The organism is Pseudoalteromonas sp. S1610, from assembly GCF_005887465.1.
GTDB classification, from domain to species: Bacteria; Pseudomonadota; Gammaproteobacteria; order Enterobacterales; family Alteromonadaceae; genus Pseudoalteromonas; species Pseudoalteromonas undina.
This window is the reverse complement of sequence record NZ_PNDI01000022.1, coordinates 1-17,531: the sequence shown is the minus strand read 5'-3', so window position 1 is coordinate 17,531 and position 17,531 is coordinate 1. Positions and strand designations below refer to the sequence as shown.

14 protein-coding genes and 1 tRNA gene are annotated in these 17,531 nt (G+C 40.7%); 6 read left to right on the top strand and 9 right to left on the bottom strand.

The features are described from left to right. Positions 1–9: 9 nt before the first annotated feature. On the bottom strand, positions 10–381 hold the full coding sequence (locus CWB77_RS10140; RefSeq protein WP_138622603.1) for a hypothetical protein: 372 nt from the start codon (positions 379–381) through the stop codon (positions 10–12). Positions 382–454: 73 nt separating this feature from the next. Then, on the bottom strand, positions 455–703 hold the full coding sequence (locus CWB77_RS10135) for a TIGR03643 family protein (protein ID WP_041708743.1): 249 nt from the start codon (positions 701–703) through the stop codon (positions 455–457). Between the two features lie 143 nt (positions 704–846). Here CWB77_RS10135 and CWB77_RS10130 point away from each other — a divergent pair, with 143 nt between their 5' ends. Together CWB77_RS10130 and CWB77_RS10125 are read left to right on the top strand one after the other, a co-directional pair. Further along, positions 847–1,503, top strand: coding sequence for a YoaK family protein (locus CWB77_RS10130; RefSeq protein WP_010390879.1), 657 nt, complete (start codon positions 847–849; stop codon positions 1,501–1,503). A gap of 56 nt (positions 1,504–1,559) precedes the next feature. Further along, a complete protein-coding gene (locus CWB77_RS10125; protein ID WP_138622601.1) occupies positions 1,560–3,629 on the top strand; it encodes a TonB-dependent receptor in 2,070 nt (689 codons plus the stop codon). 56 nt (positions 3,630–3,685) lie between these two features. On the opposite strand, the gene CWB77_RS10120 is transcribed toward CWB77_RS10125, so the two are convergent. The 5 genes from CWB77_RS10120 to CWB77_RS10100 form a co-directional block, all read right to left on the bottom strand. After that, positions 3,686–4,825 carry a Na/Pi symporter gene (locus tag CWB77_RS10120; protein ID WP_008114296.1) on the bottom strand — a complete coding sequence of 380 codons (1,140 nt, stop codon included), beginning with the start codon at positions 4,823–4,825 and terminating at the stop codon, positions 3,686–3,688. 396 nt (positions 4,826–5,221) lie between these two features. Next, positions 5,222–6,484, bottom strand: coding sequence for a tyrosine--tRNA ligase (gene tyrS / locus CWB77_RS10115; protein ID WP_138622599.1), 1,263 nt, complete (start codon positions 6,482–6,484; stop codon positions 5,222–5,224). 84 nt (positions 6,485–6,568) lie between these two features. Continuing rightward, positions 6,569–7,375 (bottom strand): helix-turn-helix domain-containing protein, encoded by an 807-nt coding sequence (locus CWB77_RS10110; protein WP_138622597.1) that lies wholly within the window; start codon positions 7,373–7,375, stop codon positions 6,569–6,571. A 24-nt stretch (positions 7,376–7,399) separates the two neighbouring features. Next, the gene (locus CWB77_RS10105; RefSeq protein WP_010390871.1) at positions 7,400–8,389 is read right to left on the bottom strand and encodes a fatty acid desaturase; all 990 of its coding nucleotides are present in this window, start codon (positions 8,387–8,389) and stop codon (positions 7,400–7,402) included. Between the two features lie 439 nt (positions 8,390–8,828). After that, positions 8,829–8,913 (bottom strand) — tRNA-Leu (locus CWB77_RS10100). Positions 8,914–9,184: 271 nt separating this feature from the next. On the opposite strand from CWB77_RS10100, the gene CWB77_RS10095 reads away from it, so the two are divergent. Beyond that, positions 9,185–9,685 (top strand): RDD family protein, encoded by a 501-nt coding sequence (locus tag CWB77_RS10095; protein ID WP_138622595.1) that lies wholly within the window; start codon positions 9,185–9,187, stop codon positions 9,683–9,685. A 92-nt stretch (positions 9,686–9,777) separates the two neighbouring features. On the opposite strand, the gene lptG is transcribed toward CWB77_RS10095, so the two are convergent. Both lptG and lptF read right to left on the bottom strand, forming a co-directional pair. After that, complete coding sequence (gene lptG, locus CWB77_RS10090) at positions 9,778–10,845, bottom strand: LPS export ABC transporter permease LptG (protein ID WP_008466816.1); 1,068 nt, start codon at positions 10,843–10,845, stop codon at positions 9,778–9,780. Next, entirely contained in the window at positions 10,842–11,954 is a 1,113-nt protein-coding gene (gene lptF / locus CWB77_RS10085; RefSeq protein WP_036933683.1) for an LPS export ABC transporter permease LptF, read from the bottom strand. Before lptF ends, lptG begins: the two co-directional genes overlap by 4 nt. A 307-nt stretch (positions 11,955–12,261) precedes the next feature. Here lptF and pepA point away from each other — a divergent pair, with 307 nt between their 5' ends. The 3 genes from pepA (at position 12,262) to CWB77_RS10070 (ending at position 17,303) form a co-directional block, all read left to right on the top strand. Continuing rightward, on the top strand, positions 12,262–13,773 hold the full coding sequence (gene pepA / locus CWB77_RS10080) for a leucyl aminopeptidase (RefSeq protein ID WP_054202239.1): 1,512 nt from the start codon (positions 12,262–12,264) through the stop codon (positions 13,771–13,773). 172 nt (positions 13,774–13,945) lie between these two features. Beyond that, positions 13,946–14,392, top strand: coding sequence for a DNA polymerase III subunit chi (locus CWB77_RS10075; protein WP_008112488.1), 447 nt, complete (start codon positions 13,946–13,948; stop codon positions 14,390–14,392). Between the two features lie 58 nt (positions 14,393–14,450). Next, positions 14,451–17,303: a valine--tRNA ligase gene (locus CWB77_RS10070; RefSeq protein WP_138622593.1), complete on the top strand. Its 2,853-nt coding sequence runs from the start codon at positions 14,451–14,453 to the stop codon at positions 17,301–17,303. Positions 17,304–17,531: the final 228 nt, after the last annotated feature.

Genomic DNA, 17,531 nt, shown 5'->3' with positions numbered 1-17,531 from the left:
TTATAAATCCTAATAGCGCTGTAAAATAGAGAGTATTTCACGAGTGTCGTGCACTAAGTGAATAATAGTGCGATCAACTTCAACTCGCACTGTGTCTCTTTCTCGGTCTATTACTCTAGCACGCTTATAAATGTCATGCCCAAGGATATCACCTTGATGATAACGGGTGTGCCACCCTGGTGGAGTCCACCCTTGACGAATTAACTGCTTGGCTTGTTTCTTAGAAAGCCATTTTTTATTATTGTATTGGTTATATTTTTGCTTTTTCCAGTGATGCTTATTTGCGTGTTTATTCGCATGTTTGTCTTTATGTGGTACAGCAAATGCGTTTGTTGCCGTTAGCGCAAAAACCATTACTAAAATACTGATTAGTGATTTCATGGCGATTCTCCAGTGTGATCATTACTGAAGAGTATTAACGGCTAAGCCTGAACATTACATGAAATGAGAAAAATTAACGTTGCTTGTACTGTGTTTTACAATGACTGCGCATAATCGCGGGGTCGCGTAACTTTAGGTGTTTAGTTTTACGCCCAGCATGGCGCTTACGCCATACTTTAAATGACCCGCTAGAGATATGCTCCCGCATAAAATTAACTAATTGAGAGTAATTTAGCCCATACAGATTTTCAATGGCTTCAAATGGCGTTCTGTCTTCCCATGCCATTTCTATAATGCGTGATTGCTGTTCTTGGTTAAACATATTAATTCCAAATTTGGTTGATACGCAAAAGTTAAATTTAGCGATCATCACTTGCTTGTGATGTTAAAAATATAGCCTCTTTTCATTTATTAACTTTAATTAAGTGTATGATTAATCTACACACTGAAACCGGAGCTAAAAGGATGTTTACAAAACTACCTAAGTGGGTCGAATATGGTGCGTTTACCCTCGCTTTTATTGCCGGTATGGTAAACGCAGTAGGTTTATTAGGGTTTGAACAGCAAGCAATTTCTCACGTTTCAGGGTCGGTGACTTCATTAGCTATTGAACTTACTACCAACATCAAGGCAGCGTTATTTTTAATTGCGATTGTACTGAGTTTTATATTTGGCTCGGCATTAACAGGCTTAATGCTTTCAGGCGGTTCACTTAAGCTAGGCCGCCATTACGATACGCTCTTATTTATTGAGGGTATTTTACTGCTGTTAAGCGCACAGCTACTTCAATATTCTTACCCTTACGCACTTACACTCGCTTCTGCAGCCTGCGGCTTACAAAATGCTTTAGCCACTAACTACAGCGGCGCAGTTGTGCGAACCACTCACTTAACAGGTATTTTTACCGATCTGGGTTTGATGTTTGGTAAAGCCCTAAAAGGAGAAGCTTTTGACAATAGAAAATGCTTGGTCTTTGTATTAATTATTGCCGGGTTTTTAGCCGGCGGAGTGGTAGGTGTATTACTATTTAAACATTACTCAGTGCTCACTTTAGTTTTTCCGGGCATTTTTTGTATTGTTTTATCGATTACTTATCGGGTTTATAGGTTGAGTGTGCTTTAACCAATTCACAAAATCCCCTACCCTAAACTTATCAAATTGCCAATGTGCTGGAATTTATGAAATATTACTATTTACCCCCGTTATTGTTATGCAGTCAGTTAGGTTTAATTAATAGTGCGTGTGCTGAAGATACCGCGCAATCAATTGAACGTATCACCACCACAGCATCGCGTAGTGAAGCGCTTTCCACGCCATTACCACTGGTGATCAGTGTATTAAGTGAATCACAGCTTGAGCTTATAGCTCCTACCCATGTAGAGGAAGCGCTACAACGCGTTGCAGGTGCCAATGTGCAACGTGGGAATGGCCAAGAGTATTTACCGGCTCTGCGCTCGCAAGTACTTTCTGGTACGGGCGCTTGTGGTGGTGTTTTAACCGCAGAAGATGGCATAGCTCTTCGTGCAGCTGGTTTTTGTAATATCAATGAACTATTCGAAGCGCATAGCGAAATGGCAGAGCGTATTGAAGTATTAAAAGGCCCAGGTTCTGCACTTTATGGTTCTAATGCAGTGCATGGTGTAATTAACGTTATTACCCCTGATACTACGCAAGGTGGTGGTTTACTAGGCTTTGATTATGGCTCTTATGGTTATGCTCGCTACAAATTACGTGCAGGCCATGCCATGGATAATTCAGGCCTAGGTATTAATGCTAGTTTTACTGATGATAGCGGTTATCGAGATGACGAAAGCGTAAAGCAACAAAAAATAAATGTGCGCCATCGCTATAATAATGACAACTTAAGCTTAGTGTCTGGGCTTACGTATACTAATTTAGATCAACAAACTGCTGGTTATATTAGCGGTTTTCAAAGCTATAAAGATGAAGATATAGCACAGCAAAATTTTGATCCCGACGCCTTTAGAAAAGCTCGCTCGTTTAGGGCTTGGAGTAAAGCAAGCTGGCAATTAGGAGAGAACACTCTAGTTGTTACTCCTTATATTCGTGACCAAAGTATGGACTTTTTTAAACACTTTTTACCCGGCACACCACTTGAAAAAAATAGCCAAACTGGGTTTGGGCTACAATCGCTTTATCAGCATTATGTGAACGACAATACCAACTTAAAGCTTGGTTTTGATGGTGAGTTTACCCAAGCCGATTTTTTACAAACCCAAGATAAACCGACTCAAGGTTCTGCGTTTTTAGTGGCCACAGTGCCGCAAGGTAAGCATTACGATTACCAAGTCGATGCCACCTTATATGCCCCATTTGCCGCTATTGAATGGCAGCTAAATAATTGGCTTATAACCGCAGGTGTACGTTATGAGCATATGCAATATGACTATCAAAACAATATGCTTACAGGGCGTACGAAAGAAGATGGCAGTAAATGTGGTTTTGGTGGCTGTCGTTATAGTCGCCCAGAGAGCACTAAAAACAGCTTTAGTAATCTTTCGCCAAAACTCGGGGTGAGCTATCAGCTTAATATTAACAATACACTATACGCTAACTTTTCAAGAGGCTATAGAGCCCCACAAGCAGCTGAGCTTTATCAATTACAACGCGAGCAAAGTACTGCCGACTTAGATGCAGAAATAGCAAATAATGCTGAGTTAGGTATCAAAGGGGTGTACAACAATACTCGCTACGGTTTGTCGGCTTATGCGATGAGCAAGCACAATACCATCTACCGTGACAGTGACTTTTTTACTGTTAATGACGGCCAAACTCGACATCGCGGCATTGAGCTTGAGTTAGCGCATAGCTTTAATCAGCACTTATCGGTTAACTTCGCAGGCACTTATGCCAAGCATACGTACTCGAATGAGCAAATCGTTGGCAGTATTAATATTAAAGGTAACGATATTGATACCGCACCTCGAAAGGTTGCTAATATCGATTTTAACTGGCAAGCCAACGAGAGTATTAGTCTTGCGTTGCAATGGCACTATGTTAGTCGCTACTTTACCGACCCTGAAAACTTACATGAATATCAAGGGCACGATATTTTAAGCTTGCGCGGCCAGTGGCAAATTAGCCCACAATTATTACTCAGTGCGCGAATAATAAATCTAACCAACACGGCTTACGCACAGCGCGCAGATTACACTGGTTTTACTGGCGATCGTTACTTCCCAGGAAAACCGCGTAATGCCATGCTGTCTGTAAGTTACCAATGGTAAAACAAAAAATGCGCTATATAAGCTATATAGCGCATTCTTTTTATTCATTTATTTGTTTATCTAACGGCCAGTACAATTAAACCTGGCACCACAAAGAACGACCCTAACACATAGCCTAATGCAGCTGATTTATTCTTTGTACCAATTTCGGCTAGCTTTTCGGCTAACTTAAGCGGAATTTCACGTAGTACAGGAATTCCGTAAATTAGTGCAACCGCAAATACATTAAACATAACGTGTACTAAAGCAATCGTTAGCGCCACTTCGGCCATAGGCCCTGTAATTGATGTGGCGGCTAATAAAGCGGTAATGGTTGTACCAATATTAGCGCCTAGCGTAAATGGATAGATTTGACGTGTAGTAAACACACCACTTCCCGCAAGTGGGATCATTAAACTCGTTGTAGTAGATGACGACTGAACCATAACAGTTACCGCCGCACCTGATGTGATACCTGCGATAGGCCCACGCCCAATTGCACCATGCAGTATATCTTTTGCAGTGCCAACTAACGCTTTTTTAAGTAGTTTACCTAGTGTAGTTACGGCAAATAAAATCAAACAAATACCTGCTATAACCATCGCTGCACCTAGCATTTTTGTGTCTAGGAAGCTAAATGCGTCTTTTATTACACCCACAGCTGGTTTAACAAGTGGTTTAATAAAGTTGTAGCTCTTTAATGATAAGTCAGCATCACCAATAAATAAATGCGACAGCGCAGCAGACATTTTTTGCAGTAAACCAAACATTATCTCAAGTGGTAAAAATATAATAACGGCAAATAAATTAAAGAAATCATGAACCGTTGATGCTGCAAACGCACGTTGAAACTCTTCTTTAGAGCGAATATGACCAATAGACACTAAGGTGTTAGTAATAGTAGTACCAATATTTGCACCCATCACCATTGGAATAGCAATACTTAACGGTAAACCGCCAGCAACAAGGCCCACTATTACTGAGGTAACCGTTGATGACGATTGCACTAAAGCCGTTGCCAAAGCACCTAATAATAATGCAATAAACGGGTTGGTTGCGAATGCAAAAATTTCTTTCGCTCCCTCGGTACCGCCCGACGCTAATTTAAAACCACCACTGACAGTGCCAACGGCTACCAGGACTAAATAAACTAAAAAGGCGATAGCAGCCCAGTTAAGCGTTTTTATTAATAGCGTATTGCGCTTTGATTCACTCATGTTTAAATCTCAGTTTTTGTCTTACCGATTATGGCATTTTGATGACGTTTTTGTTTCAGAGCGCATTAGAACACCTAAATATTACAGAAATATTTCAATTCGATTAACGTGCTTGAGTGAGTAAAGAGATTAATACAAAGAAACAACTCGTGCGCACAGCGCTATTAAAAACAGATAGCAAAGTTACTTTATTATCAGCTACTTAAAAAAGTTACTTTTAACTTAGCATTTCACAGTGATTTACAAATGCCTACAAAACACATTAATAACGGCAATTAAATTATTAATTACCGTTATTGTAATGAGAAAAAACAATGAAGACTTTTAAAAAACTTAAGTAGTTTGGATTAAGAATACCCCCTAAAACCACATAAAAAATCACCATTAGAGGGAAATTCAATTGAGTTTAATTAACCTAAATTGTTTTTTACCTCGCTGTATTAACCAAAAACGTTGATGCAATGCCAAATTTAACTGACTATGATCAGCCGAAATTGTTTCACCATTAATTTTTACTGCGTTTGCAGCTATCAGTTCTCTTGCGGCACGCTTAGAGTTTGCTAAACCACTGAGAACCAATAGCGCGGAGGTGGTTATATTAATTTCAGTAAGGGTTATTACTGGTAAGCCATCTTGTTCTAATTGTGCTAAATCATTTAAATTTAAGGTTTGTACTTGTCCATTAAATAACAACTCAGTGATACGCTGCGCACTTGCCAAGCCTTCTTCAGCATGAACAAAACGGGTTAATTGCTCAGCTAAAATGCGCTGTGCTTGAGGCTTTTGGCCGCTTATCTTATCGTTTGCTTCTATGGCCTCAATTTCTTTAACTGATAAAAAAGTATAAAAACGCAAAAAGTTATACACATCAGCATCTTCACAATTTAACCAAAACTGATAAAAGCGATACGGCGAGGTTTTTTTAGGGTCGAGCCAAATAGCACCGCCCTCGGTTTTTCCAAATTTTGTACCGTCTGACTTGGTAATAAGTGGCAACGTTAAACCAAACACTGTTTGCTGGTTTAAACGGCGGGTTAAATCAATTCCACTGACGATATTACCCCACTGATCGTTACCGCCTATCTGCAAAGTACAATTTAGCTCACTATTGAGCTTAGCAAAGTCATACGACTGCAATAAGGAGTAACTAAATTCAGTAAACGACAAGCCTTGGTCTGGACGTTGCAAACGTTGTTTTACTGATTCACGGTTGATCATGGTGTTAATTGAAAAGTGTTTACCTACATCACGAAAAAAGTCTAATACATCAATACTGCTAAACCAGTCAGCGTTATTTTTTATTTGCAGTGGCTGGTTTAAATGCGGACCAAGTACACTCTCAACTTGGTTTGCAAGCGCATCCACCCATTGCGACACCGTTTGTTTGGTATTTAGGCTACGCTCAGTGGCTTTAAAACTCGGGTCACCAATCAATCCTGTAGCCCCCCCAATTAATGCCACACCTTGATGCCCTGCATCCATAAAACGCTTTAGCATTATTAATGGTACTAAGTGACCTATATGTAAGCTACCTGCGGTAGGATCGAAGCCACAGTAAACCACCTGTGGGGTTTCAAGCTTCTGGGTTAATTGCTCAATATTACTCACTTGAGAGACTAAACCACGCTGCGTAATGTCATTAAGTAAATGTGCTGTCATCGTATTTCTCAAAATTATCTATAAGAAAAATACTAATTAAACTCAGCGATGGGCACTATATCCCTAAAGGGACATAATCGCGTTTTATTTTGTGTGCATTAAATGATTTAAAAACAATCGAAAAAATTCACTCAGTGAAGCAACGTTTAACTGCGAATATATACGTTTGCGATGGTTTTTAACTGTACCTAGAGCAATCCCAAGCTGAACAGCAATATCTGCAGAGTCGCAACCTTGCACAATTAAACAAGCCACTTGATGCTCTCGTTGAGTGAGTTGTTGGTTAGCAAATGATGTGAGGGCATTTTCTATAAGCTGCCCAGTAACTGAACTATTAAATTGATTTAATAGTAATTTTTGGCTACCCCAATGTTGGCTACACAGTGCTTTTATTAAATTAAAATGTGCTATTAATTGCTGCTTTTGCAACGCACTAAAGCGCTGGTTATTGGATAATAAACCAAGGTAAATAACAATCGAGCGACCGTTACCTATATTAGTACAAATACTTAGCTCATCAGTCCAGTCAGTGTGAGTATAAAACTGCTGTTGATATGCCTTAAAGGTCAGTTCATCTTGATAACGAGCTATATCAGCGAGCCGAAATACTCCTTCCTCAGCTTTACTAATCAGTTCAGTATAAAAAGGGTCGTTTACAAACGAGTTAGTAAGGTAGCGCTGAAATAAAAGTTCACGCTGTTTCTCGATAGAATCGAACAAATAAATGGGATGCTTATTTACTCTGCAAGCCAATACAACCGCACAATCAAACTCAACAATAAGGGCAATGTAATTAACCAGCTTTTGCGCAAAACTGGTCCCCTTTATAGCTTGTACACATTGCGCTAACGCATCTTGCTGAGTTAATTGCTGCTGCGAGTCCGACTGCATTATGATGCCATTTTACACTGAGTATTACTGATACAAGTTTGCTTGCTTAATACTGGCAAAATCATTAAAACGCACGCCGTGTTGGCGCATCACTTCAAGGATTTTTTTACTGATCATTTGTCGTAAATAAAACGGCTGATTCGGCACAAAATGATGAATAGTATGAGTATGCCCAAAGTTAAAGCAAAATAAATTAAATGGCATAAACAAACGGCTGGTGATGACGTGAGTTTGTTCAAGCATATTATTAACACCGCCGTAATAATGCATACTTGAAGTAACAAAATTAAGTGAGCTCGAACGCACAATATTAGGCACAATCAGCACCACCATTAGAAATTCAAACACATTCATTACATCAAGCAGCAATACAGGTGAATTAGCAGCCAGTGGAGTGAACAAATTAACTAAGTGAAACACAATTACGCTATATAAAATGGCGAAATACGCAGTAGTAATGGGAAAACCTGCATTAAACACTTTAAAGAAGCTAAACCCATTAATTTCTTTACTAAAACGTTTTGCATTAATTAATAAACCGAGTAATCCATCAACAATTACCAAGGCACGTAAAAACGGATTTTTAATACCATTACCTACCAAACGCTCTTCTAAATCTTGCTCAGTACCCGACGTTTTGTGATGATGTAAATGCATCTTGCGACGGTACCATGGGCTTATGGTATTAGGACGCATCAGCCACACGGTTAACATCATAAAATTATGCAAAAATGGTTGGTTGCTAAAGTACTGTTTGTGGATTAAGTCATGCTCAAGCTCATGGGAAATTGAGGTAGCAATGGCCGCTAAAATAATGCATAGCCAAGCGGGAATAATAGCAAAATAATACAGCGTGCCAATTCCGATTAATGCACTCAAAGAAAGTAATAAAATAGCCATTCCTAAGGTATTTTGATGCATTAATAGCGGGTGTTTTTTACGCAGTAATGCTTCTTCAGCCTTAATCGCTTTTACAATCGCTTGAATATTCTGTTTTGCGGTTAGTTGAGTCATGATGTTTTATTCGCAACAAGAGGTTGAGGTATATAATACCCGAGTCAAAACACATTGCATAACTTAGCACACTCGTATCAATGAAAAATACGATTAAAATCAGGCCTGTGTTTACTATATAACCTTAGTTCTGGATAAGAAACCTATCTCAAGCAGAGCTTAAGGTTAGGTAAACCAAACGTTTACAGGCCAAGTTTAGATCAAAACCTACTGCTTATAAAAGTAGCAATGTTGGACACATTTTTTGTAATTAAAATCCGGCAACTCAAATCTTAGGCATAAAAAAACCTCAACCAATTTGGTCGGGGCTATAAAAAAATGGTACTAAGTTGCCGGACTTTTACTTATAACAGCGGCACCTCACGTGCCGCTCGAGTCCGGCAACTAAAATCTTAGGCATAAAAAAACCCCTGCTAAATCTAGCAGGGGCTATAAAAAGTGGTACCAGCGGCCGGACTTGAACCGGCACGCCTTGCGGCAGGGGATTTTGAATCCCCCATGTATACCAATTTCATCACGCTGGCATCATTTTTCTTTAACCTTCTAAACACGAGAAGATAAAGAAAAACCACTTAAGAGTGAAAGATTATGTACCCTCTTCCATCTCATTGCCTAGCATTATACAAACAATGAGCAAAGCGGCAAGCGTTTTATGTATTAAGCGTGATCGACCGCTTAACATTTAGGCAACCATTAACATTTGAACCAATAGCTGGTTAAGCACGTAGCGTAATAGGTAGTATTTAGCGGCTTATTTGCTAAACTATCGCGCACATTAACAGTGAGAGTATATTTATGTCGGCTGAGTTTCCACGAGCAGGGTTTTGGCGTCGTTTTGCGTCATTGGTGTACGACACATTAGCTATTATCGCATTTGCGATGCTAACGGTGGTATTGTATTTATTTGCTATCCAAGGACTTATTTCCCTTGATGTTATTGCCCTCAATGGCGCTGAAGATGTATCTGCACGTATTCAAGATTCACTATTACTTTCTGGTATTCGTAGCTCGCTGCTGGTGCTTGTTGGCTTGATATTTTTTGGTTATTTTTGGACGAAAAGTGGGCAAACAATTGGTATGCGAGCATGGCGCTTAAAAGTACAAACCAACCAAGGAAGTTTAATCAGCTGGCCACAAGCTATTATCCGCAGTATCAGCGCATTACTTGGTTTAGGAAATTTAGTGGTATTAGTCGACTTTAAAAATAAAAAAGCACTACAAGATTACTTATCAAAAACCGAAGTGGTTACGCTCACCAAAGAAGAAAATAAACGCGTGTATCGCGAACTAGATTAATACTTAATCTAGTGAATTGGTATAAGCTAAAGCATAAAAAAACGCGGCACTTTTAAAAAAGGCCGCGTTTTTTATTTAAGCTTTAAGTCTAGCTACACCCGCTTATTCATCAAATAAGCTGCAAACCCAGTAAATAAAATGCTCGGTAGAACGGCGCCTACAATGGCTGGGATTTGATATACCATTACCACAGGGCCAAATATCTCATTAGTTAAGTGAAACACTATCCCCGTTACCACTCCCATGATAATTCGTGCCCCCATAGTTACGGTTCGCAACGGACCAAATATAAACGATAAGGCAACCAACAACATCACAGCAATAGACACTGGCTGCATTAATTTACGCCATAGTGCTAAATCATAGGTACTTGTATCTTGCTCATTTTGCTGTAAATAAGCTAAATATGACCACAATCCTGAAAATGACAGTGACTCTGGTTTTACTGAAACCACGCCAAGTTTTTCACCGGTCAGCTGAGATGAGTAAAACTCTTCAGTAACTTGCTCCGTGGTAATTAGCTCTTCACTGATCAATACTTTGTTCACATCGCGCAGTAGCCAGCCATTATCACGCCCTACTGCTTCTTTTGCTTTAGTAATTTGTGTAAGTTGCAACGACTTATCAAAGTGGTACATATTTACGCCGCGCAGCATGCCATTTTGGTCAACATCTTCAATATTAATAAAGTTACTGCCATCTTTAGCCCACACGCCTTTTTGTGCATTAAATACATCCCCGCCATGAATAGCTTGGTTACGCATTTCTTTGGCGTGCAGCTGAGCAGCGGGCGCCCCCCACTCACCTAGCGCCATTACGCACAGCGCCATAAAAATTGCGGTTTTCATTACCGAGCCAATGATTTGTAAACGCGACATACCCGCGGCTTGCATTACTACCAACTCACTATTAGAAGCTAAAGCGCCTAACCCAGTTAAGCCACCAATAAGTGCTGCCATTGGGAAAAACACCACTAAATCGCCGGGCATACTATAAATGGTATATAGCAAGGCGGTCATAATATCGTAACTACCTCGGCCAACCGATTTAAGTTGCTCTATAAATTTTATTAAAGTACTGATCCCCACCAACACCATTAGTGCAAATCCAGTCGTTTGCATAATGCTACGGCCTAAATACCAATCAAGCGTTTTCATCATATGTGTTGCTCCCGTTTAGTCACGACAGCCTTCAGCCAAACACCTAATGGGCGGCCTTTAATAATTAATAAACTACCTATAAATAATGCACTTAAGTGAATCCACCATAGGCCAATAGAGGGCGGAATTTTCCCATCTTCTACAGCAAACTTGGCCGCGTTAAGTAAAATGAAATACCCTAAATATAAGCTCAAAGCGGGCACTAATTTAGCAAATTTACCTTGGCGTGGATTAACAACGCTCAGGGGCACTGCTAGTAAAGTTAATAATGGAATAGATAACGGAATAGCTAAACGCCATTGCCACTGTGCAATTGCTTCTGGAGTGTTAATAGACATTAACTCACGAGTTGGCACGGCTTCTAACTTACGACGTTGATGTTCTATTTCTTGCTCGCGAATTTGTACGCTGTAACCATCAAACTCAGTTAAGTTAAGTGAGGGCGCTTCGCCGTCAGTTTCATAGCGCTTACCATCAGTGAGCACTAACTGCTGCTCACCATTTTGCGCTTCAATAACAACGCCCTGCTCTGCATAAACTAAACGCGCTAGGTCACTTTTTTCACTATCGGGTAGTTGTGCCACAAAAACTTTGTTGAGCTCTTTGCCGCCATTTTCAATGTTATGAATAAACACCACGGCTTTTTCGTTACCGGTTTGTTGAAAACGTCCAGCTCGAAGTGCAGATAAACCAGCATCAGCCTTGGCTTGCTCTTTAAGTTGGTATTCTTGTTCGCTTGCCCACGGTGCAATATACAAAGTAAGTACCGCGGCCAACAACGCTAAGATGACACTTGAAATTAGCGTAATACGCACTACATACCACTCACTCACGCCACAGGCTTTAAGTACTGTCATTTCACTGTCGGCGTAAATCCGGCTGTAAGCTAAAATAATTCCTAAAAATAAGCTCAGAGGCAAAATTAACGATGCCAACTGCGGCAATTTAAGCGCAATCATGGCAAACACAAGCTTTGCTGGGATACTCCCTTCTGAGGCATCACCAAGAATGACAACAAACTTTTGCGACAAGAATATGGTCATTAAAGTTAAAAATACGGCGACCTGCGATTTTAAAACCTCAGTGGTCAAATAACGGAAAATTAGCAACATTCGCCCCTGTTAAACATGGAATTTCAATTTAGTAATAAAAAACAATGAGTGAACTAGTTAATTCACTCATTTTAAATGAGTATTAAGCACATATTATAAGCCATCAATATTAATTATCCTACCTAACATCACGATATAATGTTGCATTAGTAACCCTTAAGCATATAAAGTTCAAATACACAGTAAGAGTCGAGTAAAATCTACTAATATTAGCGCTAGACCTAAAAATTTAGGTAAAAAGACTAGAAAACACATTTTTAGTCCCAACTTAGCTTCTATAGATGACTCAAAATCAGGAGTGACAATGGAATTCAACGTAAAAAGTGGTAGCCCAGAAAAACAACGCAGTGCATGTATTGTTGTTGGCGTATACGAACCACGCAGGTTATCCCCCATTGGTGAACAACTTGATAAAATCAGCGATGGTTATATCTCAAATTTATTACGCCGTGGCGACTTAGAAGGTAAGCCAGGGCAAGTATTACTATTACACCATGTACCTAATATTTTAAGCGAACGTATTCTACTCGTTGGCTGCGGTAAAGAACGCGAACTAGACGATAAACAATATAAACAAATTATTTCAAAAACTATCAACACCTTAAATGAAACAGGCTCGATGGAAGCAGTGTGCTTTTTAACTGAGCAACACGTTAAAGGCCGTGATACCTATTGGAAAGTGCGTCAAGCGGTAGAAACAACCCAAGACTGTTTATACACCTTCAATCAGCTAAAAAGTAAGAAAGTAGACCCACGTCGTCCACTGCGTAAAATGGTATTTAACGTTCCTACGCGCCGCGAACTGACTATAGGTGAAAGTGCCATTGAGCATGGCCTAGCGATTGCTGCTGGTAGCAAATTGTGCAAAGACGTTGCCAATATGCCGCCTAATATTTGTAATCCAGCGTATCTCGGCGAGCAAGCCAAAGAACTTGAGACTAATTTTGACAACATCACTGTTGAGCTGATTGGCGAAGATAAAATGGCAGAACTAGGTATGAACTCATACCTAGCAGTTGGTCGTGGCAGTGATAACGAATCGGTTATGTCGGTAATTAACTACAAAGGCGCAGGCGATGACCAAGCGCCTATCGTATTAGTTGGTAAAGGCTTAACCTTTGACTCAGGCGGTATTTCATTAAAACCAGGCGAAGGCATGGATGAAATGAAATACGACATGGGCGGTGCTGCTGGTGTTATTGGTGCCATGCGCTCGCTTGCACAAATGCAGCTACCTATAAATGTAATTGGCGTTTTAGCCGGTTGTGAAAACATGCCAAGCTCAAACGCCTATCGCCCAGGTGATATTTTAACCACTATGTCTGGGCAAACGGTTGAAGTACTTAATACTGATGCCGAAGGCCGTTTAGTGTTATGTGACGCGCTAACCTATGTTGAGCGTTTTGAACCAGAAACCGTGATTGATGTGGCAACATTAACCGGTGCGTGTATTGTTGCTTTAGGTGCCCATGCTACGGGTTTATTAGCAAACCATAATCCACTGGCGCATGATTTATTAAAAGCGTCGGAGCAAAGTGGCGATCGTGCATGGCAACTGCCATTATGGGATGATTATCAAGATCAACTAGAAAGCCCATTTGCCGACTTTACTAACTTAGGTGGCCGAGCTGCAGGTACTATTACTGCGGCCTGTTTCTTATCTAAATTTACTAAAAAGTATAACTGGGCACATTTAGATATTGCCGGTACGGCATGGCGCAGCGGCGCTAAAAAAGGTGCAACGGGTCGCCCTGTACCTATGCTAACTCAGTATTTATTAAACCGAGCAGGCATTAGCGAAGCAACCCAAGACTAACAAACCTGTAAAAGGCTTCACAGCCCAATATAGAGTATAAAATAAGGCGCTTTTAAAGCGCCTTATTTATTGGGTATTAATTGAAGCAAACCCCGTTATATGGCAAAATCCCCTTCTTAATTTGTGTGTATTTAATAACAGCACAATCAATGTCATGGGAAATCCCGATACAATGAACATGAATGCCCAGTTTTTCATTTTAAAGCAACAAGATGAGTCATTAGCTAAAGCCGATGATCACTTTGCTTTAGCAGCTCAAATAGCTGGGCAACAGTATCGGCTTGGTCAACGCGTATTTATTTTTGTAGACAGCGAAGCAACCGCCAACAGCATTGACGAAACTATTTGGACATTTGATGCCGACAGTTTTGTGCCCCACAATTTACAAGGTGAAGGCCCAAAAGGCGGCGCACCTGTAGAAATTGGCACAACACCACCTGTTGGTAATCGTAAAGTATTAATTAACTTGGCCAATCACTTACCGGATTTTATTCGTCGGTTTAACCAAGTTTTTGATTTTGTACCCGTAGAGCCCGTAGCCAAACAAGCCGCTCGTGAGCGCTTTAAAAAACTACGCCAACTCGGTGCCAATATCACCACGCAAGATATTAATCGCTAACGCTCACTGCGTACAAAGCTAACTAACTCATTTAAGTACTTATTTAAGGTTCTGTGTAATGGATAAAACCTACAATCCGCAAGATATTGAACAGTCTCTATATCAAGACTGGGAACAAAAAGGCTACTTTAAGCCATCAGGCCAAGGCACCCCATATTCAATTATGATCCCGCCGCCAAATGTCACGGGTAGCTTACACATGGGCCACGCTTTCCAAGATACCATCATGGATACCTTAACGCGCTTTAAACGTATGCAAGGTAACAATACATTATGGCAAGTAGGTACTGACCACGCAGGTATTGCCACGCAAATGCTAGTAGAGCGAAAGCTTGCGGCAGAAGAGGGTAAAACACGCCATGATTTAGGCCGTGATACATTTATCGATAAAATTTGGGAATGGAAAAACGAGTCTGGTGGCACAATCACTAAACAACTTCGCCGCTTAGGTGCTTCTGTTGATTGGGACCGTGAACGTTTTACCATGGACGATGGCCTATCAGAAGCTGTTAAAGAAGTATTTGTACGCCTTCATAAAGAAAACCTAATTTACCGTGGTAAACGCCTAGTAAACTGGGATCCAAAATTACACACTGCGATTTCTGATCTTGAAGTAGAAAACAAAGACAAACAAGGCCACATGTGGAATTTACGTTACCCACTAGCTGATGGCGTAAAAACGCAAGACGGTAAAGACTATATTGTTGTAGCCACTACGCGCCCAGAAACTATGCTGGGTGACTCAGGTGTGGCAGTAAACCCAGATGACGAGCGCTACCAAGACCTAATAGGTAAAGAGGTTTTACTACCAATCGTTAATCGTCGTATTAAAATTGTTGCCGATGAACATGCCGATAAAGACAAAGGTACGGGCTGTGTAAAAATAACCCCTGCGCACGACTTTAACGATAACGAAGTTGGTAAGCGCCACAAGATGCCGATGATTAACATCTTCGACAAAGACGCGGCTATTTTAACCCAAGGTGAAACATACACCTTTGATGGTAAAGAACTTGAATTTGATGCGCCAATTCCTGAGCGCTTACATGGCCTGGACCGTTTTGACGCACGTAAAACCATTGTTGCTGAATTTGAAGAACTAGGCCTACTTGAAAAAATTGAAGACCATGGCCTAACTGTTCCTTACGGTGACCGCTCTGGTGTTGTTATTGAACCACTACTTACTGACCAATGGTATGTACGTGTTGCACCACTTGCTGAACCTGCAAAAGACGCGGTTAAAAACGGCGACATCCAATTTGTACCTAAGCAATACGAAAACATGTACTTTTCGTGGATGAACGACGTACAAGATTGGTGTATTTCACGCCAGCTTTGGTGGGGTCACCGTATTCCAGCTTGGTACGACAGCGAAGGCAACGTATACGTTGGTCGTGATGAAGCAGAAGTACGCCGCGATAACAATATTGCAGATAGCGTAGCGCTTAGCCAAGACGAAGACGTTCTTGATACGTGGTTCTCATCAGCACTGTGGACCTTCTCAACCCAAGGTTGGCCAGAAAATACCGATGACTTAAAAAACTTCCACCCATCTGACGTGTTGGTAACCGGTTTTGATATCATTTTCTTCTGGGTTGCACGTATGATCATGATGACGCTGCACTTTATAAAGGATGAAAACGGCAAACCACAAGTTCCTTTTAAAACCGTGTATGTAACTGGCTTAATACGTGACGATAACGGCGATAAAATGTCGAAGTCTAAAGGTAACGTACTTGACCCACTTGATATGATTGACGGCATTGGCCTTGAAGACTTAGTACAAAAACGTACTGGTAATATGATGCAGCCAAAACTTGCCGCTAAAATTGAAAAAGATACCCGCAAAGTATTTGCAAACGGTATTGAAGCACACGGTACCGACGCACTGCGCTTTACCTTAGCAGCGATGGCTTCAACTGGTCGTGATATTAACTGGGATATGAACCGCCTTGAAGGTTACCGTAACTTCTGTAACAAATTATGGAACGCAAGCCGTTACGTATTAATGAACACAGAAGAGCAAGACTGTGGCTTTAACGATAGCGAAAAACAGTACTCGTTAGCTGATCGCTGGATTTTAGGTCAATATGAAGCCACGGTTAAAACCTACACCGAGCACCTTGATAACTACCGTTTTGATTTAGCGGCGAACACATTATATGAATTCACCTGGAATCAGTTCTGTGATTGGTACTTAGAACTAACTAAGCCGGTACTATTTAAAGGCAATGAAGCTCAGCAACGTGGTACACGTCATACACTTATTACCGTACTTGAAAGCTTACTGCGTTTAATGCACCCAATGATGCCTTACATTACAGAAACAATTTGGCAACGTGTAGCGCCACTTGCAGGGCTTGAAACAACAGGCACTAGCATTATGGTACAAGGGTTCCCTGTTTATAACCAAGCCAATGTTGATTCACAAGCGATGGATGACTTAGAGTGGGTTAAGCAATTCATTTTAGCAATTCGTAATATTCGTGGTGAAATGGATATCAGCCCAAGCAAGCCGTTATCAGTGTTACTAGCTAATGCATCGAGCGACGATGTGCGCCGGATTAACGAAAATGAATCGTTTTTAGCGTCACTCGCTAAGCTTGAGGCATTTACTCTGCTTGAAAACAAAGACGATGCCCCAGCGTGTGCAACCTCTTATGTTGGCAACCTTGAGATTATGATCCCAATGGCGGGATTAATTGATGTCGAAGCTGAGCTTGCACGTATAAACAAGCAACTTGAAAAAGCAGAGAAAGGCCTAGCTCAAGTGCAAAACAAATTGGCTAACGAAAAGTTTGTTAACAATGCACCTGAAGCGGTACTCGCTAAAGAAAATGCTAAGCTAGCTGAATTTACCGATGCTAAAACTAAGCTACTAGAGCAAAAAGTTAAAATAGAAAGCTTATAATTAAGCTGTTACGGATGGCTTACGCCATTCGTAACCAGTTAATTTATAAGTATAAAAAAAGCCGCTTACTGCATTTGCTGTAAGCGGCTTTTTTTGTCTAGGCTCTAGGCTCTAGGCTCTAGGCTCTAGGCTCTAGGCTCTAGGCAGAATTAGAATGTGTAGTTGTACTGAGCACCTAATAATACTGCATGACCTTTTGATTCAAAAGACCATTGCTGTGGTAGTTTT